General features: G+C 59.4%; 22 protein-coding genes. All 22 read right to left on the bottom strand.

The features are described from left to right. Positions 1–7: 7 nt before the first annotated feature. The 22 genes from GT019_RS18860 to GT019_RS18755 all read right to left on the bottom strand — a co-directional run bounded on the left by GT019_RS18860 (position 8) and on the right by GT019_RS18755 (position 21473). The gene (locus tag GT019_RS18860; protein WP_161744731.1) at positions 8–2116 is read right to left on the bottom strand and encodes a SpoIID/LytB domain-containing protein; all 2109 of its coding nucleotides are present in this window, start codon (positions 2114–2116) and stop codon (positions 8–10) included. A gap of 191 nt (positions 2117–2307) precedes the next feature. Next, complete coding sequence (locus GT019_RS18855) at positions 2308–2754, bottom strand: thiol-disulfide oxidoreductase DCC family protein (RefSeq protein ID WP_161744730.1); 447 nt, start codon at positions 2752–2754, stop codon at positions 2308–2310. After that, a complete protein-coding gene (ruvB, locus tag GT019_RS18850) occupies positions 2754–3809 on the bottom strand; it encodes a Holliday junction branch migration DNA helicase RuvB (protein WP_161744729.1) in 1056 nt (351 codons plus the stop codon). The genes GT019_RS18855 and ruvB overlap by 1 nt, the downstream gene beginning before the upstream one ends. A gap of 19 nt (positions 3810–3828) precedes the next feature. After that, positions 3829–4461: a Holliday junction branch migration protein RuvA gene (gene ruvA, locus GT019_RS18845; RefSeq protein ID WP_161744728.1), complete on the bottom strand. Its 633-nt coding sequence runs from the start codon at positions 4459–4461 to the stop codon at positions 3829–3831. After that, entirely contained in the window at positions 4458–4961 is a 504-nt protein-coding gene (gene ruvC, locus GT019_RS18840) for a crossover junction endodeoxyribonuclease RuvC (protein WP_161744727.1), read from the bottom strand. Before ruvC ends, ruvA begins: the two co-directional genes overlap by 4 nt. A 187-nt stretch (positions 4962–5148) precedes the next feature. After that, complete coding sequence (locus tag GT019_RS18835) at positions 5149–5808, bottom strand: BofC C-terminal domain-containing protein (protein ID WP_161744726.1); 660 nt, start codon at positions 5806–5808, stop codon at positions 5149–5151. A 133-nt stretch (positions 5809–5941) separates the two neighbouring features. Then, a complete protein-coding gene (locus tag GT019_RS18830) occupies positions 5942–7897 on the bottom strand; it encodes a LysM peptidoglycan-binding domain-containing protein (protein ID WP_161744725.1) in 1956 nt (651 codons plus the stop codon). Between the two features lie 175 nt (positions 7898–8072). Further along, positions 8073–8954, bottom strand: a complete 882-nt coding sequence (gene ilvE, locus GT019_RS18825; protein ID WP_161744724.1) for a branched-chain-amino-acid transaminase — start codon at positions 8952–8954, stop codon at positions 8073–8075. A 27-nt stretch (positions 8955–8981) separates the two neighbouring features. Then, the gene (gene pheA, locus GT019_RS18820) at positions 8982–9857 is read right to left on the bottom strand and encodes a prephenate dehydratase (RefSeq protein WP_161744723.1); all 876 of its coding nucleotides are present in this window, start codon (positions 9855–9857) and stop codon (positions 8982–8984) included. After that, positions 9854–10831 (bottom strand): homoserine kinase, encoded by a 978-nt coding sequence (thrB, locus tag GT019_RS18815; RefSeq protein WP_161744722.1) that lies wholly within the window; start codon positions 10829–10831, stop codon positions 9854–9856. Before thrB ends, pheA begins: the two co-directional genes overlap by 4 nt. Positions 10832–10942: 111 nt before the next feature. Next, positions 10943–12229, bottom strand: a complete 1287-nt coding sequence (locus tag GT019_RS18810; protein ID WP_161744721.1) for a homoserine dehydrogenase — start codon at positions 12227–12229, stop codon at positions 10943–10945. A gap of 23 nt (positions 12230–12252) precedes the next feature. Next, a complete protein-coding gene (locus GT019_RS18805) occupies positions 12253–12690 on the bottom strand; it encodes an ACT domain-containing protein (RefSeq protein WP_161744720.1) in 438 nt (145 codons plus the stop codon). Between the two features lie 174 nt (positions 12691–12864). Next, complete coding sequence (gene obgE / locus GT019_RS18800) at positions 12865–14193, bottom strand: GTPase ObgE (RefSeq protein ID WP_161744719.1); 1329 nt, start codon at positions 14191–14193, stop codon at positions 12865–12867. 17 nt (positions 14194–14210) lie between these two features. Then, the gene (locus GT019_RS18795) at positions 14211–14939 is read right to left on the bottom strand and encodes a Spo0B domain-containing protein (protein WP_161744718.1); all 729 of its coding nucleotides are present in this window, start codon (positions 14937–14939) and stop codon (positions 14211–14213) included. Positions 14940–15073: 134 nt separating this feature from the next. Further along, positions 15074–15379, bottom strand: a complete 306-nt coding sequence (gene rpmA / locus GT019_RS18790) for a 50S ribosomal protein L27 (RefSeq protein ID WP_090641680.1) — start codon at positions 15377–15379, stop codon at positions 15074–15076. A gap of 14 nt (positions 15380–15393) precedes the next feature. After that, entirely contained in the window at positions 15394–15735 is a 342-nt protein-coding gene (locus tag GT019_RS18785) for a ribosomal-processing cysteine protease Prp (protein WP_161744717.1), read from the bottom strand. Positions 15736–15746: 11 nt separating this feature from the next. Continuing rightward, positions 15747–16058 (bottom strand): 50S ribosomal protein L21, encoded by a 312-nt coding sequence (rplU, locus tag GT019_RS18780; protein WP_161744716.1) that lies wholly within the window; start codon positions 16056–16058, stop codon positions 15747–15749. A 186-nt stretch (positions 16059–16244) separates the two neighbouring features. Then, the gene (locus GT019_RS18775; protein WP_161744715.1) at positions 16245–17471 is read right to left on the bottom strand and encodes an Rne/Rng family ribonuclease; all 1227 of its coding nucleotides are present in this window, start codon (positions 17469–17471) and stop codon (positions 16245–16247) included. 43 nt (positions 17472–17514) lie between these two features. Then, on the bottom strand, positions 17515–18402 hold the full coding sequence (locus GT019_RS18770; RefSeq protein WP_161744714.1) for a site-2 protease family protein: 888 nt from the start codon (positions 18400–18402) through the stop codon (positions 17515–17517). Continuing rightward, entirely contained in the window at positions 18395–19390 is a 996-nt protein-coding gene (locus GT019_RS18765; RefSeq protein WP_161744713.1) for a M23 family metallopeptidase, read from the bottom strand. The genes GT019_RS18770 and GT019_RS18765 overlap by 8 nt, the downstream gene beginning before the upstream one ends. Before the next feature lie 79 nt (positions 19391–19469). Beyond that, positions 19470–20261 carry a hypothetical protein gene (locus GT019_RS18760; protein ID WP_161744712.1) on the bottom strand — a complete coding sequence of 264 codons (792 nt, stop codon included), beginning with the start codon at positions 20259–20261 and terminating at the stop codon, positions 19470–19472. A gap of 63 nt (positions 20262–20324) precedes the next feature. Beyond that, positions 20325–21473, bottom strand: coding sequence for an FtsW/RodA/SpoVE family cell cycle protein (locus GT019_RS18755; RefSeq protein ID WP_161744711.1), 1149 nt, complete (start codon positions 21471–21473; stop codon positions 20325–20327).

Genomic DNA, 21473 nt, shown 5'->3' with positions numbered 1-21473 from the left:
CTGCGTCTCATTCCTTAACGATGTTCGCGTCTTTATAATAGTATTGCATAATATATTTGTAGTCATACCCAGTCTCTGCCAGCCCGCGCGCGCCGTATTGCGACAGCCCGACGCCGTGCCCGTTGCCCGAGCCGACGAACCGGAACGAGGGCTCCTGCGTCGCCGCGCGGACATCCCCGCTTCCGTTCAGAATGAAGAAGTTGGCCGCTTTGAGCTCCTGCTTCTGCCCGTCGCCGCCCACAACGTACATCGCGCTGCTGTCTTCCGGCCTCTCGCGCGTGGCCCCGCCCGCGCCGGCGATGGTCATCCTGGCGGTCTCGTCGATCGTAAACAACGTGCTCGGCAACCCGCCGAATACGGAGCGGAACGCGTCCGGCGTTTTGACGCCGAGCGTTTGTCCGTTCGCCGTCATTTCGACCGGACGTCCTGACGGACCTGATTTGCTGATTTCCAGCGTGCGGATCGGTCCGCTGATCGGCTTGCTCAGCTTCCCTTGCGTCAGCTTGAGCAGTTCGGCCGCGGAATAGGTTCCGCGCACCCAGGACATCTCGTTCGACTGCGTCACTTTCTCCAGCTGCACGACGAGCGTCCCGGCGTTCACCGAGCCGACGACCGGCACATTATCCTGGACGAGCGGAATCGGACGCACCTTGGTTCCGTCTCCCTTGACGCGCAGGACGGCTTGTCCGCCCGGGGACTTCTGTCCGGTATCCTCGACCAAATCCTCGCGGATATAACCGACGAGATTGTTCGGCAGCACGACGCGGTACCATTTGTAAAGCCCGGTCTCGGAAGAGGTATCCGGGCTCTTCACGCTCTTCAAATAATCGAAGGGGCTGCCCCAGATCTCCTGCGCGTCCGCCGTGACTCCCCCGGCGCTGGACGAGAACACGGTATTGATCACCTTGCCGTCGTACATCGCCACTTCGCCCGCCGTCGCATCGACGGCCGCGATCGTCGAAGCCTTCTCCGAGCCGATCCCCCCGTACGCCTGGCTGAGCGTCGTATCCACGACGTGCGCGACTTGAAAGCCGAACCCTTGGTAGAGCGCGTACGTGCGCGCCGCTACCGCCTGAGCTTTCAGCGCTTCGGCCGGCCATGAGGAAGGCATCTCCGCGCCGACCACGGCGTATAGGTACTGCTCGAACGGAAGCTCGTTGATGACGGCCATCTTGTTGCCCAGCGCGCTCACCTCGAACGATCCGCGATAGCTTCGGTTGTACCGCTCGGTCAATTTGATGCCGGACTCGGCCGTCGTCTCGAGCCAGAGCTTCGCGCCGGCGGTCGGTACCGCGTACAGCGGCACGGGCGGTTTGGAAGCCGATTCCGTGCTCGAATAATCGTCGCGAATAAGAAAATACGACGATTTGGCATCCGTCTGGCTTAACGTCACGCCTCCGGCTTGCTGGGCTTTCGCCTTCACGTCGGCGAGCGCTGCCGCGTCGCTCTCGGCGCCGACGAGCACCGTATACGCGCCTGCGGCGGTTCCGGACTGCTTCATCGCCGCGTAAGCTTCGACGCCGGCTCCGACCAGCTTTTGCGCCGCGGACTCCGCCTCTATCTCGGACGCAAAGCTCGTGCCCGTCTCCAGATGAAGCGGCCCGATCAGTCCCGCCTTCTTGGACGTGCCCGCGTATCCGGCGATCGTCCCGTCCTTCATCCACTTGTCGCCCGCGGCGCCGGCTTCGGCAGCGGTCGCGTAAGAGCCTTCCGCTACCTGGTACAGCCTGCCGCTTGCCGCTCCGGAGGCCGTCATCATGCCGGCCGCACCGAGCGCTTTGAGCCGCTTCATCACGTTCAGCGCCTTCAGGTAATCCGTCGTTTCCAGCAGCAGCGGCTTATAATCGTCCAAGGTAAACCGGACCGTCTCCCCGCTGCCGGTCTGGAAAAGCGGGACGACGGTGGATGGCTGCCGGACGCCGACCTTCAGCGCCCCGGCCGAGCTGAACGTTGCCGCCGCGGTGTTCAGGCTGTATTTGCTCGTATTCAGGAATATGCCGACCCGGATCGTATCCAGCTGCGGCACCGCCGCGCCTTCGGAAGGATGCGAGGTCCAAACGGATAATGCGATTACTCCCGTCGCGATCGCCGCAGCCGTCCGTTTCGCCTTCGGCATCGCGAGAAGCCTCCGCGGCGATTCCTGATTCCCGTCGTGTTGAACGTTCGCGCCATTCACGGCTTTATCGTCCTCCTAAAAGTTTTGCGAAGCAAAACTGCTTCGTAAGCATCAACTTGGTTTTGCTTCGCAAAACTGCTTCCTAAGCATCAGCTTGGTTTTGCGAAGCAAACTGCTTCGTAAGTTTGACTTCAGTCCCTCTTGCCCAGCGCGCAAACGCCGTCATGACAGCTCTCGTCCGTCTTGCCGAACCACTCGTAGCGCCTGCCTGCAATAAAACGATACATGAAATCGGCCGCGCCGCGAAGTCCCGGTACCCGGTACAGCGGCGCAAGCCATCTAAGTCCTCGAACCGTCCTCAATATACGGACGACTCCGGCAGCCCCGGCATGCAGGGTGCCGTCCATCTCGACGACATGCATTTTCGTCAGTAGCTGTTCTTCGGTTACAGCTGAAAGCTCGGGAATCGTCTCGTACGTTTCCTCGAGGGATTGGACGGGAATGAACCGCAGGATCGCGGTCGACTGCAGCTCCTTCAAACGGCGCACGCTCGCCAAACACAGGTTGCACGTGCCGTCGTAAAGCACGATCAGCTTCTCTCGCCTGTCCTCTTCAGCTTGTTTCCTTCTAGAGCCCATTAGACGAAGCCGCCTCCTTCTTCCTCTGCTTCTCCCGCATCCGCGGATGCGGCGTTTTCTTGAGGTACCGGCAATCCCAAATGGCGGTACGCCAGCGGCGTGACCATCCGGCCGCGCGGCGTCCGCTGCAGGAAACCGATCTGCATCAAATACGGCTCGTAAACGTCCTCGATCGTCTGGCCTTCCTCGCCGATCGTCGCCGCGATCGTGTCCAGACCGACCGGACCGCCGCGATAGATCGTGATCATCGCCCGCAGCATTTTATGATCGATGCTGTCGAGCCCGAGCGGATCGACCTGAATGAGCCCGAGCGCGGACCGCGCCAGCTCGTGGGTCACGATGCCGTCTCCCCGCACCTGGGCGAAATCGCGTACCCGCTTCAGCAGCCGGTTCGCGATCCGCGGCGTACCGCGAGAACGCATGGCGATTTCCTGCGACGCTTCGCCGATTACGCTGACGCCGAGAATCTCCGATGCGCGCGCGACGATGTACGCCAGCTCGTCGACCGTGTAGAACTCCAACCGGCTGACGACGCCGAAACGGTCGCGCAGCGGCGCCGACAGCAAGCCGGCGCGCGTCGTCGCCCCGATGAGCGTGAACGGCGGCAGCTCGAGCCGGACGGAACGCGCGCTCGGCCCTTTGCCGATCATGATATCGAGCGCGAAATCTTCCATCGCCGGGTACAGCACTTCCTCCACCGTCCGATGCAGGCGGTGAATCTCGTCGATGAACAGGACGTCGCCTTCCTGCAGGTTCGTCAGCAGCGCCGCCAAATCGCCCGGCCGCTCGATGGCCGGACCGCTCGTCGTCCGCAAATTGACGCCAAGCTCGTTGGCGATGATGTTGGACAACGTCGTCTTGCCGAGCCCCGGCGGACCGTAAAGCAGCACGTGGTCGAGCGCCTCTTTGCGCAGCTTCGCCGCCTCGATGAACACTTTCAAATTATCCTTCACTTGCGACTGACCGATATATTCGGACAAATAGCGGGGACGCAAACTAAGCTCCACCGCCTGCTCTTCCATCATGAGGTTGGCGGAAATTATCCTCTCGTCCATTCGCGCTCGCCCCTCTCCACTAACCTTTGAACAATTGCTGCAGCGCCCGCTTCATGAGCGCGTCCACCGACTCGCCGGACGGAACGTCGCCCTTCATCGCCTGCCACGCGCGGTCGAGCTCGGCCGCGGTATAGCCGAGCGTCATCAGCGCTTCGCGCGCTTCGCGCCAGGATTGGCCGCCCTCCGCTTCCGCGGCGCCCGATCCGGCATCGTCCAAAGCGATGCCTGCAGCCGCAAAGCTGAAGCCCCCCGGGATCGCGTCCAGCTTATCCTTCAAGTCCAACACCATGCGCTGCGCGGTCTTCCTTCCGATGCCGGGCAGCTTTGTCAGGAACGTCAAATTCTCCTGCTGGATCGCCGCCGCGATCGTCTCCGGCTTGCCGCCCGCGAGGATGCCGAGCGCCACGCGCGGACCGATGCCGGACACGTCCAGCAGCTTGCGGAACATCGCCTGTTCGTCGCGGTTCGCGAAGCCGTATAGCAGCGCCGCGTCCTCCCGAACGTGATGATGCGTATAAATCGTGACGGGCTCCTCGCTCTTGGCGAACGCGTACGGATTCGGCGTAAAGATCTGATAGCCGATGTCGCGCACGTCCACCACCACGAATTCCGTGTCCAGATGCACGACCCGGCCTTTCACGTAATCAATCATGAGCGGTTCACCTCGTTTATTTTGTTCGTCAGAACCGATGAATGCGCATGACAAATGGCTACCGCAAGCGCGTCCGCGACGTCGTCCGGCTTCGGAATGGCGCTCAGCTTCAGGAACATCCGCACCATCTCCTGCACCTGCCGTTTCTCCGCCTTGCCATAGCCGACGATCGCCTGCTTCACCTGAAGCGGCGTATATTCCGCGACCGGAAGCCCGCGCTGCGCCGCGGCCAATATGATAACGCCCCGGGCTTGACCGACCGAGAAGGCCGTCGTGACGTTGCGATTGAAAAACAGCTTCTCCACGGCCACCGTATCCGGTTTGTAACGGTCCATCAGCGAGCAGGCGGACTCGTACACCTGCTTCAGGCGTTCTTCCTGCGGCGTCTTCGCTTCCGTCGTGATGCAGCCGTATTGCACGGGAACGAGCTTGCTCCCGATTTTGTCGATGAATCCGAAGCCTACGATGGCGATTCCCGGATCAATGCCTAGTACCCGCAAAGCTTCTTCTCTCCCCACGCCAAACGAATAACTTGCCAGTATTGCGAAAAACGGCTTCCTCCCATTATATCAAATGATGGGGCGAATGAGAACACGCGTTTTGTCCCGGCTTGATTGACGGAGCAACGACGAAAAAACGGCTGCCTCGGGCAGCCGTTCGCTTCTATCGGGGTATGTCGGTTTGCGCTCAAAACGTTCGCTTCATGACCTTCTCGGTCCGGTCCACCGCATAGTCGCTGTAGGTGGATATCACGCTGTTGAACGCGTCCTTGTCCGTTACGCGGATGCCTTTGACGAGCTCGTCGATCCGTTCCCGCGGCAGGCTGCTCTCCATGTAATTCACGTCCAGCTGGAAGAAGGTCCGCAGCACCTTTTCTTTCTTCGGCGCGCCGTCGAACAGCGACAGGCGGCCCAGCTTGTCCAAGCCGAAATACGCGTTGCGTTTGCACGATTCGGACAAATCGTCGATCCGCTGCTCCATGACGACCGCGCCCTGCTCGTCCAGCATGGCCGTCCATTCCGGATGCAGCTTCATCATTCGCAGCGCGTCCGCGGAGCTCAAGCTGCCGATCGTCTCCGATTCCACGCCGCAGATATACACCCGCCGAAGCTTGACCGTGACTTTGGCATGCATATCGGAAAGCGTCGCGATGACGCTGCGGCTTGTCTCTTCCCGCTCCTGCCGGGGAGCCGCCGGGCCATTCTTGCCCGCGGCGGCCGAGCCGACGCCGCCGAAGGTCGGCGACAATAGGCCTGCGGCAAGCAAAAAGCAAGCCAGCTGCCACATCGGACGACGGCCGCGCCGCAGTTTTTGCTTCACTTTGCGCCACACGTTGAATGTCATCATATGAGTTCCCCCATTTGCCTTTTTTGTTAGTTTGTCACTCCAACTGGCGAAATATGCATGTCCGCGAAGCGTATAATAAATGCCCCGCGAGGCATCGGGAAGCGATGCACGCGGGGCGTACGCGTCAGTATCGTTAACGGTTAATCCAAGGCAGGCTGTCGCGGCGTTTCGGTCTCACGGTGCGTGTTTGGCGAACGGCGGCTTTCTTGGCCGGCTTTCGGGCTGCCGCCGATTTGCTGACCTTTACGGGCTCCAGCGCTTCTTCGGCTTCGAAGTCGTCTTCTTCGCGTTTATCCTGGCAGCCGCAGTTGCAAGGCTTCTTGCCGGACGTGCTCACAGGCGACACTTGGCCGTTACCCATATATCCATAGCCGAACTGCGGACCGATGTTGGCCGGCGAGACCATAGTGGGATTATATCCGTAGCCGCCCATCGGGCCCATATTCGCCGGCGAGACCAGCGACGGATTATACCCGTAGCCGCCCATCGGGCCCATGCTCTCCGGCGAGACCATCGACGGATTATACCCGTAGCCGCCCATCGGGCCCATGCTCTCCGGCGAGACCATCGACGGATTATATCCGTAACCGCCCATCGGGCCCATGCTCTCCGGCGAGACCATCGACGGATTGTAGCCATAGCCGCCCATCGGGCCCATGCTCTCCGGCGAGACCATCGACGGATTGTACCCGTAGCCGCCCATTGGACCCATGCTCTCCGGCGAGACCATTGACGGGTTGTAGCCATAGCCGCCCATTGGGCCTGTGCTTTCCGGCGAGACCATCGACGTATTGTACCCGTAGCCGCCCATTGGACCCATGCTCTCCGGCGAGACCATCGACGGGTTGTAGCCGTAGCCGCCCATCGGGCCTGTGCTTTCCGGCGATACGGCATTGGAACCGTAGCCTTGATCGCTGGCAGGACTCACCATCGGTGATCCCCAGCCATAATTCGGCGCTCCCCACGGCAGGCCGGGGGACGTTTCGGCAGGGCTGACGGCCGTCGGCATCTCATTCCCATAACCGCCCGTCATCGCTGGCGATACCGCCGTCGGCATACCGTAACCGCCAGTCATTGCCGGCGATACGGCCGTCGGCATTTCATAGCCGTAACCGCCCGTCATCGCTGGCGAAACGGCCGTCGGCATGCCGTAGCCGCCCGTCATCGCCGGCGACACCGCTGTCGGCATGCCATAGCCGTAGCCGCCCGTCATTGCCGGCGATACCGCTGTCGGCATTTCATAGCCGTAACCGCCTGTCATCGCCGGCGATACGGCCGTCGGCATTTCATAGCCGTAGCCACCCGTCATCGCCGGGGACACGGCCGTCGGCATTTCATAGCCGTAGCCACCCGTCATCGCCGGGGACACGGCCGTCGGTTGGCTGTAGCCGTAGCCGCTGTGGACTGGGCTTGTCGGCATATCGTGCAGCGACATGACCTCGGTTGCGGGAATGCCGTACTGTTTGAACAAATCGACGTTTTGCTCGTAGGTCGGATGCATCGGATATTTCTTCTCTGCGATCGGAATTTCCGTCGGCACCGGCATCGGAGCCGGCGTCGGCTCTGGCATCGGAACCGGCGTAGGTATCGGAGCGGTGTTTTTCGGTCCCGTCGGCTTTTTGCCCGTCGGAATCTTGCCGGTCGGGATTTTGCCCATAAGCCCCTGCACGCCCTGCATGACCGATGACGGATGGAGCGGGTGATGACCCGTCCCCGATTTGTGGCCGTGATGCTGTTCATTCATTTCCGGCATCGCGCCCGGCATGCTCGGTTTAGGTATGTTTACGACTTCCCCCGTCAGCAGCACGTTCGGATTTTTGAGCTGCGGATTCGCTTTGATCATATCCCCGAGCGGAACGCCCCAAGCCTTGGACAGCTTCCAGAGCGTGTCGCCCTGCTGCACGACGTGCTGGTGCATGACCTCCATGTCGTCGCCTTGCATCGCGGGCACTTTGATCTTCATGCCGATGTCGATCTCGTCCGGATTGGTGATGGATGGGTTAAGCTTTAAAATTTCTTCCAGCGATACATTGTACTTTTGCGCGATCATGTACAAGGTGTCGCCTTTTTTTACGATATGAATTTTCACCCGACAAAAACCTCCTGTCACGTTTTACGTCTTGGGCAGACGCGGCAAACGCCCGTTAATCAATCCCTACATCCTATGCGGGAGGTGGGCGAGTGTCACCCTTCTTCATAAAAAAAAATTGAAGCTCTCCCCGGCGTTCGCGCCAAGAAAAGCTTCAATCGTGTTCATGACCTGCCTATTCGTACACTTTCACGCCGTCGACGTCGACCGTTTTGCGGAACTCCGCCAGCAAATGCGTCGTGATCGGGCCGGCCTTGCCCTCGCCGATCGTACGTCCGTCCACCTCGCGCACCGCGATGACCTCGGCCGCCGTGCCCGTAAAGAACACTTCGTCCGCCACGTAAACGTCATGAAGCGTGAACGGCTCTTCCTTCAGCGCGTAGCCCAGCTTCGCGCACAGCTCGATGATCGTCGCGCGCGTGATGCCCTCCAAGGCGCCCACATAGCATGGCGGCGTATAAACGACACCGCGCTTGATGATGAAGATATTATCGCTGGAGCCCTCGGCCACGTAGCCTTGGGCGTTCAGCATGATCGCCTCGCCGACGCCGGCCAGGTTGGCTTGAATCTTGACCAGGATGTTGTTCAGGTAGTTCAGCGACTTGATCTTCGGATTGAGCGCATCCGGGATATTGCGGCGCTGCGAGACCGACACGGATACGAGGCCGTCGCGGTACGCTTCTTCCGAATAGATCGCGAGCTGCTCCGCGATGATGATGACCCATGCCGCCGGGCAGCGCAGCGGATCAAGGCCCAGGTTGCCGGGACCGCGAGAAACGACGAGCCGGATATAGCCGTCGCGCAGCTCGTTGCGCCGGATCGTTTCGACCAGCGCCTGCTCCATTTCGCCGTAGGAAAGCGGAATGTTCAGCATGATCGATTTCGCCGAGTCGTACAGCCGGTTGAGATGCTCCTTGCACTTGAAAATGTTGCCGTTGTAGATGCGGATGCCTTCGAAAATTCCGTCCCCGTACAGGAAGCCATGATCGAAAACCGATACCTTCGCATCCTCTTTGGTCACGTAATCCCCGTTGAGATAAATCACTTGTTCAGCCATGATCGTACCTGCACCTCCGAAAATGAGTTAACGAGATTCGTATGTGAAGCTTGGATAGCTGCCCAGCACGCGCACCTGGCATCCGATCGCTTCGATCTCGGCGATCGCGGACGGCAGCAGCACGGTTTCCATCGCCATCTCGACATCGATCAGAAAATAATAATTGCCGAGCTTCTTCTTCGTCGGCCGCGACTCGATGCGCGAGAGATTGATCCGGCGCCACGAGAACGCGGACAGCACTTGATGCAGGGCCCCCGGATAATCCTCCGGAAGCGTGATCAGGACGCTCGTCTTATGCTTCTCCGACGTTCGCAGATTGAACGGCTCCCGGCCGACGAGCAGGAAGCGCGTGTAATTGTTGTCATGGTCGGTGACGGCCGGTTCGAGTATGGCGAGATCGTTGTCCGCCGCCGCGGATACTTGGCCGATGGCCGCCCAGCCGCGCCCGGGATTGTCGCGGACGATGCGCACCGCCTCGGACGTGCTGCCGACATGTTCAAGCTCCGCGTGCGGAAGGCGGCGCTTCAGATACTGCGTGCACTGCGCCATCGCGACGGGGTGGCTCATGACCTTCACGATACGCCCGTAAGCGAGTTCTCCGCTTTCTTCCGTCAGCTCGGAAGAAGCCCCGATGAGGTTCTGAATCGAGGGATAGACCCACTCCGCCCGGATCGGCAAATTCACTTCGTCGACTAGCCAATCGGTATGTAAGCTTACGGAACCGTCGATCGTATTCTCGATCGGAATGACGGCATAATCCGTCTTTCCCTCGGCCGTGGACAGGAAGACGTCCGCGATCATGCGGTGATATTCGTACCGAATGTCGACGCCGAAGCCGTTCAGCATATGCCTGGCCGCTTCGTCGGACGTGGAGCCCTTGGTCAAACAAGCTGCGCTTATCATGCCCTTACTTCTCCTTTGATTCGTTCCATGAACGTTACTGTCTTGCCTGCGTCGAAGATAGCCAGCTCCGGACCGTTCAAGGCAGGCGCGAGCCACATCGTTTGCGCCTCGATGCCATAGGCGCGTAAGGTATCCAGCAGGAACGACTCCAGCTCCGCCTTCCTGTCGCTGCTCCGGTCCACCAGGGCCAGCAGCGTCGGCCCTGCCCCGCTCAGCGCGATGCCGAGCGCGCCGCGGCTAGTCGCCTGCTCCAGGATCTCGGACATGCCCGGTACCAGAGGCGCGCGGTAAGGCTGATGCAGCTTATCCCGCATGGCGAACGGAATCAGCTCCAAATTGCCGCTCGCGAGCGCCGCCACTAGAAGCGAGCTGCACGCTACATTGTAAACGGCGTCTTTCATGTCAAGCTTCGCGGGCAGCGCGTGGCGCGCCTTCTCCGTGGACAGCTGGAACGACGGAATCGCAACCAACACTTCCAAATTCTCGTGCGGCGCGATGCGCACCTTCTCGGCGCGCGTCCCGTCCCATGCCGAGACGACGATGCCGCCGAAGAGCGACGCGCCTACGTTATCGGGATGGCCCTCCAGCTCGGAGGCCATTTGGAACAACTTGTCCTCGCCGAGCGGGCTGCCTGCCAGCGCGTTCGCCGCCACGAGCGCCGCGACGATCGCGGACGCGCTGCTGCCGAGTCCGCGGGTAAGCGGGATCTCGCTGTACATGGCGATGCGAAGCTCCGGCATCTCCAGGCCGGCTTCCTCGAATACGAGCTTGGCGACCTTGTACGTCAGGTTCGTCTTGTCGGTCGGTATGCCTTCCAATCCTTCGCCGTATAGCTCGATAACGGTGTCTCCGCCGGGGACGGCTTCCATCTCGATCCACGCGTAAAGCGACAGCGCCATGCCCAGCGTATCGAAGCCCGGACCGAGATTCGCCGTGCTGGCCGGAACTTTAACCAATACCTGGCCGTTTATCATACTCCCGCACCCTCCAGATGACGGATGGCGTTTCTAACCGATGCCGTGCGTCATAGGTTCTTCATCCGTAGCTTCATTTACTTGCGCTTCCCTGCCATGCTTATGCCGGCTTTATCCTTCGACGCGGTAGACGCTCTTGATCGTTTTCACGACGTCCATCGCTTCGAGCGATTTGAGGACCCGTTTGGCCGCCGCTTTGTTCGCGTCATGCGTGATGATGATGATTTCCGCTTCCGGATTGCTCGGATTCGGCTGCTGCAGCACGGATTCCAGGCTCACCTCGTGCTCGGCGAACGCCTGCGTGATGCGCGCCAGCACGCCCGCGCGATCCGCCACGTGCAGCAGCATGAAATATTTCGACGCGATCTGCTCGTCGGTTTTGAGCTTCTTCTCCTTGTACGCGATCAGCTCCTGCTTGCCGTTCACGCCGAGCTTTAGGTTCTTCACCACCGCCACCAAATCGGCGACGACGGAGGTTGCCGTCGGCAATTCTCCCGCTCCCGGTCCGTAGAACATCGTCTCGCCCACGGCTTCGCCGTAGACGTACACCGCGTTATACACGCCGTTCACTGCGGCGATCGGATGCGACAGCTTCACCATCGTCGGCTGCACGCTGACGCTGATGTAATCGTCCTGGCGTTCCGCGATGCCGAGCAGCTTCACTTCGTAGCCGAGCCGCTTCGCGTACAGGATATCCTCGCGGGTAATCGCCGAGATGCCTTTGACGTCGACGTCCTCGAGCGCCACGTTCGCGCGGAAGCCGAGCGTCGCCAGAATCGTCATTTTACGCGCCGCATCCAATCCTTCCACGTCGGAAGTCGGATCGGCTTCGGCGTAGCCGAGCTCCTGGGCTTCCTTCAGCACGTCCCCATAGGCAGCGCCTTCCTTGCTCATCTTCGTCAAGATATAATTCGTCGTCCCGTTCACGATGCCCATAATCTTGGTAATGCGGTCGGACGAGAAGCCTTCGATCAGCGTGCGGATAATCGGTATGCCGCCCGCCACGCTCGCTTCGTAGAGCACGTCGCAGCCGTTCTCGTGCGCCGCGGCCAGGATTTCGGGACCATGCAGCGCCATCAAATCCTTGTTCGCCGTGACGACGTGCTTGCCGCGGGCCAATGCCTCCAGGATATACCTCTTGGTCGTCTCGATGCCGCCCATGACTTCGACGATGACGTCGATCTCGGGATTATGGATGACCTCCCAAGCGTCCTCCGTCAATTTTGCGGGATTGATGCTGACCGCGCGAACCTTGCTTATATTTTGAACGAGCACCTTCTCGATGACGATCGGGGATCCGACCTGGCTTTGCAGATCCGTCTGATGACCCTCCACGATGCGAACGACGCCCGTTCCTACCGTGCCGAGTCCAAGCAATCCTACTTTAATCGGTTTCATTCCGTTAACCTCCAGTATATAGTCTATCCTTGGCCGACGATGGACGCCCTGCGGACGCCGTCCTGCCTGCGAAGCGCATCCGTGAATTCGGACAGCGCCCCGCCCATGAGCGAGGTATCAACGGAAATCACGACGTTGGCAAGCCCTTGCAGCGGAATCGATTGATGTATCGTCAGCACGTTTCCTTCCGAGCCGGCCACGAGGCCGAGCACCTTGGAAAGCACGCCGGCGCGATGATCCAGATCCATGGATATGGTCACGATCGTTTCCCGCTTCAGGTGATCCTGCGCGTAAACTCCGTCTTTGTACTTGTAAAAGGCGCTTCGGCTCAGGCCTACGCGCTCGGTCGCTTCGTGAACGGTGGCGGCATCGCCCCGGCGAAGCATTTCCTTGACCTGAATGGTCTTCACGATTGCTTCCGGCAGCATATCCTCGCGAACGACATAATATCGTTCCTCCACTGACCGTCCTCCTATCGAAGACATTTGTTCTTCCATAGAGGACATTATAGCGAATAAACGCCATGGCGGCAATAGTCATTTCCATGCATGCGGCGGCAAATCCCTCGTATCAAAAAAGCCGCCCCGGCCGCGTCTGCAGTAGATGCAAACACAGCCCCGGCAGCTGATCCCGTGCTATTCGTGGTAATAGAAGTCGCTTCCCTCGAAAAACTCGAAGGTAAAGTCGCCGATTCGTACGATATCGCCGTCTTTCGCGCCGATTTTGCGAAGCTCCGCGTCCACGCCCATCAAGCGCAGCGTTCTCGCGAAACGCATGATCGCGTCGTAGGAGTTGTTGAGGTTGACCCGCTTCATGAATTTCTCGATATAGGCGCTCTCCACGTAGAAGCCCTCGTTCTCCTTGCCCACCTTGAAGGAGCGGTCCTCTTCCTTGTCCAGCGTATACACCTTGCGTTCCGCCACGTCGCGCACTTCCTCGATCTGACGGGTCTCCGGCACGGTCTCGAGCAGGTCCATCGCCTTATAGAGCAGCTCCTGAACGCCCTGCTTCGTCAGCGAGGACATCGCCACGACCTGATGCTCGGCTTCGTCTTCGCGCGCCTGCAGCTGCTCCCGGAACAGCGCGAGGTTGTCCTCGGCTTCCGGCATGTCCATCTTGTTCGCCACGATGATCTGCGGACGCTCGGCCAGCACCGGATTGTACAGCTCCAGCTCCTGATTGATGGTGACCCAATCCTCGTACGGATCGCGTCCCTCCGAACCCGACATGTCGAGCACGTGCAAAATAATGCGCGTGCGCTCCACATGCCGCAGAAAATCATGGCCGAGCCCGACGCCTTCATGCGCGCCTTCGATCAATCCCGGCAGATCCGCCATGACGAAGCTGCGTCCGTCCCCGACATCGACGACGCCGAGATTCGGCGAAATCGTCGTGAAATGGTACGCGCCGATCTTCGGCTGCGCCGCCGACACGATCGAGAGCAGCGTCGATTTGCCCACGCTCGGGAAACCGACAAGGCCGACATCGGCCATGACCTTCAGCTCGAGAATGATCCAACGTTCTTCGCCGTCTTCGCCGTTCTCCGCGAAATCCGGCGCCGGATTGCTCGCCGTCGCGAATCGGGTATTGCCGCGTCCGCCGCGTCCGCCCTTGGCGACGATGATCTCCGAGCCGTGCTGCGTCATGTCCGCGATGATTTCACCGGAATCGTCATCCAAGATGACCGTTCCCGGCGGAATCCGAATCACGGTGTTCTCCGCGTTGGACCCGTGCATCGTCTTGACTTTGCCGCGCTCGCCCCGTTCGCCCTTGAAGTGCTTCTGGTAACGGAAGTCCATGAGCGTCCGCAGCCCGTTGTCCACGCGGAAAATGACGTCGCCGCCCTTCCCCCCGTCGCCGCCGGCGGGCCCGCCTTGCGGCACGTACTTCTCCCGGCGGTACGAGACGATCCCGTTGCCCCCGTCGCCGCCTTTTACGAATATTTTCGCCTTATCGACAAACATGTCTTTGCTTCCTCCATCTATTGTCCAAGCTGCGCCTCGAGGATCAACGTCCCCTTGCCATGATCCACTTCCGCCATGTGAAGCGGTGAACCGTGAAGCGCGCGCTCGCAATTCTTCTTCCATTCGCTGCCCGACGCGAGCTTCCCGTCGAAATGGAACGACAGCTGCAGCTTATCCTCGTACGCGGATATATCCATCATCAGCCTGGCCGCGTCCCCGCTGCCCGTAACGGCCGCTTCGCGGTACGCTTGTATCAGCTCTATAATCGCATTCGCCGCCTGTTCCTTGTCGGGGAACACCTCGGCCAAATTCACTTCGCCGTCAATGTCCATATCGATGATCATGGCATTGGTCCGCGTGCGGAAAGATTGCAGGAACATCACGAGCGACGGGATTCCGAGCTTGGCAATCTTGCTTTCGGTCAACATCCGTTCCCTTATCTGTTCCACGCACTGAATCGCCTTATCCGTCTTCCCCATCCGAAGATAGCCGAAGATAATTTGCAGATCGTTCATCCAATCATGCCGATGATGATTCAGCGTGGCAATCGCGGTTTGCTGCAGCGATTTCTCGAGCAGCTCCAACCGACCGGCCTGTTCCCGCGCGAGAGAACGGTTCCACGCTATCGCCGCTGCCGCGACCCAAACCAGAAAGACGGCCAGCAGCCACCGGTGCATGGGCCAAATTAATACTGCCGCCGCAGGCGCAATGACGGAAGCAGCCGCATAATATCGGGTGCGATTCATGAATCGAGCCTACTTTCCTATTCTTTCCCAACCTTAAACAGTATAGCATGAGTAAGCGGAAAGTTCATCCGGACAACCCAAGGGACGATAAAAAAAAGAAAACCCCGGTCTGCAAGCAGACCGGGGATTGTTGCTTATTCCGCTGCAGCGACAGCTGCTGCTGCAACCGGGTAAACGCTGACTTTCTTGCGGTCGCGTCCCCAACGTTCGTATTTCACGACGCCTTCCACTTTCGCGAAGAGCGTGTCGTCTTTACCGATGCCAACGTTGTTGCCCGGATGAACTTTCGTTCCGCGTTGACGAACAAGAATGCTTCCCGCCGTTACCGTTTGGCCGTCGGCACGTTTAGCGCCGAGACGTTTCGATTGGCTGTCGCGTCCGTTCTTTGTGGAACCTACGCCTTTCTTCGAAGCGAAGAGCTGAAGATTCAGTTTCAACATGGATGTTCCCTCCTTTATTCACGAAATTGTTGACGAATGACAACGTACTTCCCGTACGAGGCCGCGATGGATTCGAGCATCACGATCATACTCTCCAGGAGAAGCTGCATCTTCGCATCGGAAGCCGCATCCTCTCCGGCGGGGATTTCGGACCGGAGCCAGCCGCTCTTCATCGAAGCCGGGAGCACGACGCCCGCCAGCGCTTCGATCGCATTCACCGTGCCGACCGATACGGCCGACACCCCCGCGCAGATGATGTCCTTGCCGGGATTGGCGAATTTGGCATGTCCCTCTATCGCAAACGATACGATCCGCGAATCGACGGCGGACTGCCGTTCAATGGTGACCGTAATCATAGGTTGTCCTCTTAAGCTTGGATCTTGCCAATCGTAACTTTGGAGTACGGTTGACGGTGACCTTGCTTCCGGCGGTAGTTTTTCTTCGCTTTATATTTATAAACGATGATTTTTTGTCCTCTGCCGTGTTTCTCGACGGTCGCCGTTACAGTAGCGCCGGAAACAACCGGAGTACCCGTAACGATTTCTTCGCCTTTGGAAACAGCCAATACGCGGTCGAACGTTACGTTCTCGCCTTCAGCAGCATCCAGTTTCTCGATGTAAAGAACGTCGCCTTCTTGCACTTTGTATTGTTTTCCACCCGTTTCAATGATCGCAAACATGTGTTGCACCTCCTTATATCGAAGACTCGCCTGATGCAGGTGCCGTGAAAGCGGGCTCTCACGCGCTTATGTACCTGTTCTGTGCGGTAAATGGCCGGCAATTCGCAGTTCTCAATCGCAGACACCATAACATAATATCACACATCATATCCGATAGCAACGAAATAATATAGGATGCCGGACTCGTCAAAACGCCGGACTGCCCGAAGGCTCCTTGGCCGAAACCGGCTTTTGCTCGCGCACTTTTTTGCGCGTCATTTCCAAAAGGCCCAGCCTCGTCCATCCGACGACCTGGCATTTGGTCCGATCGGAGCGCACGTGACGCTCGAGGAGCTGCATCACTTGCTCGCGATGCGCCTCTTGTTCCATATCGATGAAATCGACGATGATGATGCCGCCGACATCCCGCAGACGAAGTAGCCTGGCGATCTGCTCGGCCGCTTCGAGATTCGTGCGGAACACGGTGTCCTCCAGGTCGGAGGTGCCGACGAAACGGCCCGTGTTGACGTCGACGACGGTCAACGCTTCCGTCTGATCCCAGACGAGATCTCCTCCGGATTTGAGTCGGAACCGGCGCTGGCAGGCTTCGTTCAGCTGCTCGTTGATATGATCCTGCTGAAAGAGCGAAACGCCGCCGATCACCGGCTCGAACAACCGGAGCCTCGGCAGCATGGCGGGGGCAAGCCGTTTCATCATGGCCTTCGTCTTCCGGAATACCGAACCGTCGTCGATCCAGATTTGGTCGATCTCGGCCGTCAGCAGGTCGCGAACCAGTCGGTGCACGAGATCCGCGTCCCGGTGCAGCAACGTGGGCGCCGAAGCCGTCTCGCCCCGCTGCCTGATCTCCTGCCAGAGCTCCCTAAGAAACTGCACGTCCTGCTGCAGCGCGTCCAGGCTCTCGCCTTCCGAGGCCGTTCGCATGATGACGCCTTCGCCGGGCAGCCGGATCCGTTCGCCGACGGCGCGCATCCGCGATCGCTCCGACTCGGTGCTGACCTTCTTGGACACGCCTATGTAATCGGCGATCGGCATATAGACCAGAAACCTGCCGGGCAGGGAGAAATGCGTCGTTACCCGGGCGCCTTTGCCGCCCAGCGGTTCTTTCATGACCTGCACGAGCAGCTCTTGTCCGGGATGAAGCAGCTGATTGATCTGCGGCTTCTCCTTCGGCTGCCGATCCAAATGCGGATGCAGCACGTCATCGATATAAAGAAAGGCGTTCTTCGGGAGTCCGATATCGACGAAGGCCGCCTGCATGCCGGGCAATACGTTCACGACGCGCGCTTTGAAGATGCTTCCGACAAGCTGGCCGGCGTTCTCCGTCTTTTCCATATAGTATTCATACAGCGATTGATCGTCCACGATGGCGATTTGAAGCATGTCTTTCTGACCGTGAACCAGCATTTTCTTCATTCTCTTGACCTCCTGCCTCAGTCGGTCTCCACGGATACCTATTTTACATGAAAAGCTCCAAGACTGCACGGTCTGCTTTTCCGTCCGATAGAAATCCGCTGACCAATCGCTGTTCCGGCAGTACGCCCAGCACGTCCCCTTTCTCCTCCATCACGACGATCAAATGATAGCTGTCCCGCTTGAACAGCCGGAGCGCGGCCAGTACCGTGTACCCCTTCGGCACGATGATCGGGAACGCCCAGGTCCCCCGCGAGACCGATCGGGACGACGACACGGCACGGTTGGTCAGGAAACGAAGGAAAAGAAAGGGAATGTTGCGATACGCCGTCCAATTGGTCAGCAGCAGAAACAAGCCGACGGCGACCAGGTTCAAATGCAAATGGACCGCGTTCTTGCTCAGTACGGCGGGCACGAAGGCGCTCACGATCATTAACGCGCTAAAGAGCAGACTGATTCTAGTACCCCAAATCAGCGTGCCGTGAAACGTCAGCGTCCGGCTTAGTCCCGCCTGCATCAGCTTCCCGCCGTCCAGCGGCAGGATTGGCAGCAAATTGAACAAGCCGATCATGATATTCGCCTGACAGACGTAAGCCGCCCAGTCAGGGTGCCACAATCCGGTTTGCCCGAACACCCAGGCGGCGCCCGCCATCCAGGCGTTCTGCAGGGGACCGGCGATCGCCACGAGCGCTTCTTCTCTTGCCGGCAGCCCGCTTCCGTCCTCGACTTCAGCCACCCCGCCGAAGGGCAGCAGCTTCACCTCGCGAACCGTCCAGCCGAAGCCTTTTGCCGCGAAGACATGCCCCAGCTCGTGTACGAGCACGATCGCGAACAATGTCAGCAGTTCGACAAAGTACCCCGTTACGACGGACGCGAGCATGATAAGCACGAATAGCGGATGAACGGACCACCGGATGCCGCCGAGTTTAATCAATCGGCACGACGTCCGCCGGATTGACGTATCGGCCCTTCTCCTTCACCGCGAAAAACAGCAGGCTTTGGGTGCCGCTTTCCTTCGGCGCCTGAAGCTTCCCGAGGGTTTTGCCCGCTTCGATCCAATCGTTGGCCGCGACGATCACGCCTGTCAGATGGCCGTATACCGTCACGCGCTCGTTGGCATGCTGCACGAACACGGTTTCTCCGTCATTCCCGTCCTTCGAGACGAGGATGACGCGTCCCGTCTCCGCCGCCAGCACCGCCTGTTCCGGGCTGCCCGCGATATCGACGCCGTCCAGCGTCTCCGCGAACGAACGCACGACCGTGCCCGCCCGCAGCGGCGAAACGATCGGGAGCTCCACGGCGCCCTCGGCAAGCCGGGATTCCTCGTCGCCATGGCTGCCGAAGAACGGAATGAACGACGGGGCGCCGGCAAACCATTTGTTATACGCGGCGGCTGCCGCGTCGAAATTCATGCTTTCCGTCAAGGCCGCGGTGACCGCCTCCTGCCCCTTCTTGGCTGCCGGGTTATCCACCTTGAACATCAAGAACACGATCGCGAACAGCGCCATGGCGACGGCCGATTGAATAAACAAGCCTCTCGCGATGAACCGGTAATCGTTCGGCCGGTCCGGCGGCGGGCCGCCCGCCTTGCTGGCGCGGACGTCCTTGCTCGGCAAAGGCGCCATGTTCCAGCCCGCGGATTCCCACGGATTGGGATTCGCTTTCCACAGCCGTTCCGGATCTTCTTCCTGCGGACGCGAACCTGACGCCGCCGGCGGCACGTCCAGGCCGGCGGGATAGCGATCCGCATGCGGCGGCACAAGAAGCATCGGCTCCTGTTCCGCTTGCTGCCTCTGAGGATGCCGCAACGGTTGAGGCTGAGAGGTTTGCGGCTGCTGTCGCGCTGCCTGCTTGGCGTTATTCTCCATGATCCGGCGGATGCGTTCTTGCCTGCGTTCGCGGACGCTGTTTCGCGTATCCATAACCTATCCCTCCACCTATACAGCTTGTTCACTCCAGTATATGAGGCGGTCGGACGGGTTATGAGTTCGTCCCCGGGGATTATAAAACGCCGAGAATCCAGCCCTCCAACGGCACGACGGCTTCGCGCTGACGAGCGGTCAGCGTCGGCAGGCTCATGTACTGCCGCAGCGTGCCGGCGGCATCCTGCTCGCGCAGCCATAAAGATACCGCATACGCGTCTTTCTCGTCCCGCTTCGTCAATTCCGGCGGGTATTCGTAGCGATTGTAGAACAAGGACGGGTACGCCTCGGCAATGACGCTCCTGCCGCCTTCCGGCGAAAGCCCGTCGAACGGCCATACGTGAAGCACGTCGGCATACTTGCGCCGAAGCTCGTATAGCCACGGCAGTCCGGCATGCGTGGAGAAAGCGACCGAGATCAAGGTCGGATTCAGGTTCAGCACGCTTTTGGCCGAAGACGTGAATTTCTCCGTCAAGCGAAGCTCCCAAGGATTAACGTACGGCAGCGTCGGCGCCGCGATCGACGAAACCGGTTGTTCTTTGACCCCGCCCCATATCCCATCGAAATGACGCATGAACGCCATCCAGTCATGGAATGCGGGCTTGACCGGCGTGGCCTCCTCAAAATACGAAAGCGGGAACGACAGTCCATGGTCCATCCCGACGATCATCGCTCCCCTAAGCCCGGCTCGCTGTTCTTCCAGCCGATCCGCCAGAAAGCGGTACGTCCCTTCCCTGGACCAGCTGGCTTGGCCGGCTGCCCTTATAGGGAGCACGTCAGCGCTCGACTCGTAGATCTGAATCGCGGTGTGCTTCTGCCGCGGCGAACCTTTGCCGGAATAATCGATGCCGACGTAGTGCTCGAACATCATGGCATTTCTCCTCCTTGTCTTCTGGCCGCCGCACAAGAAAAACCGCCCGGCGATGCCGGACGGTTACGTGGCCATTTCATACTTCTCTTGATGCACCTTGACGCTGAACACGATGCCGATGCACAGCATGTTCAACAGCAGCGAAGTTCCGCCGTAGCTGATGAACGGCAGCGTAATGCCCGTTATCGGCATCAGCCCGATCATCATCCCGATGTTCTGGAAGACTTGGAAGACGTACATCGACACGATGCCGATGACGATGAACGATCCCCGCAAGTCGTAACACTGGAAGGCGATAATGATCATCCGGTAGATCAACAAGAAATACAGCATCAGCAGGATCGCGGCTCCCTGGAAGCCGAACTCCTCGCCGACGACGACGAATATCGCGTCCGAGTATGGATAAGGAATGAACTTCCGGTTCTTGGATTCGCCCTTCATGTAGCCGTCGCCCGTCAAACCGCCCGAGCCAATGGCGATTTTTGCTTTATTCGCCTGATACACATCGTCGCCGGACGCCGTATCCGGATTGATGAACCCGTTGATCCGAACGTACCAGTGCGTCTTGTTATGGTCTTCCATGTAATCGTGGATCTGTTGGTTGTACGTGTTGAACAGGGACATGAACAAGATCAGGCAGCCGACGATGATCGACAGCCCGATCAGCACATGCGTGTAACGCACGTTGCCGATCCATAACATGCCGAGCACGATGACCAAGTAGATGATGGCATTCCCCAAATCCGGCTGGATCATGACGAGCAGGAACGGCACGAACGAAAAGACGGCGACGACGAATAAATCCTGCCGGATGCGCAGCGGATCGCCCTGCCTTCGCCCCATGAGGAACGCGACGGTGATGATCAGAATGATCTTCACCATCTCCGCCGGCTGGAACAGGAGGCCGCCGGGAAGGATGAACCAGCTCTTCGCGCCGTTGATCTCGGGCGCCAGCAAGTACACGGCGACCAGCAGAATCAAGCCAAGGCCGTATAACACATGCCACGCTTTCAGCAGCACGCGGTAATCGAAGAAGGACGCGCACAGCGCGATCGCAAATCCGGCGCCGTAGAAGATCATGGTCTTCACGTCGTAGTTCGCGTATTCGGGATTCCCGTATGTGGCGCTGTGCACGAGCAGCGTACTGGCCGCCATGAGCGCGAGCAAGATGAAGATGATGCCCAAATCTATTTTTTTCAGTTTATTCAGCAC

It is taken from the genome of Paenibacillus glycinis (genome assembly GCF_009909185.1).
Lineage (GTDB): Bacteria > Bacillota > Bacilli > Paenibacillales > Paenibacillaceae > Paenibacillus_Z > Paenibacillus_Z glycinis.
Note: the sequence above shows the minus strand (reverse complement) of the source record. Positions and strands in the feature narration are given on the sequence as shown.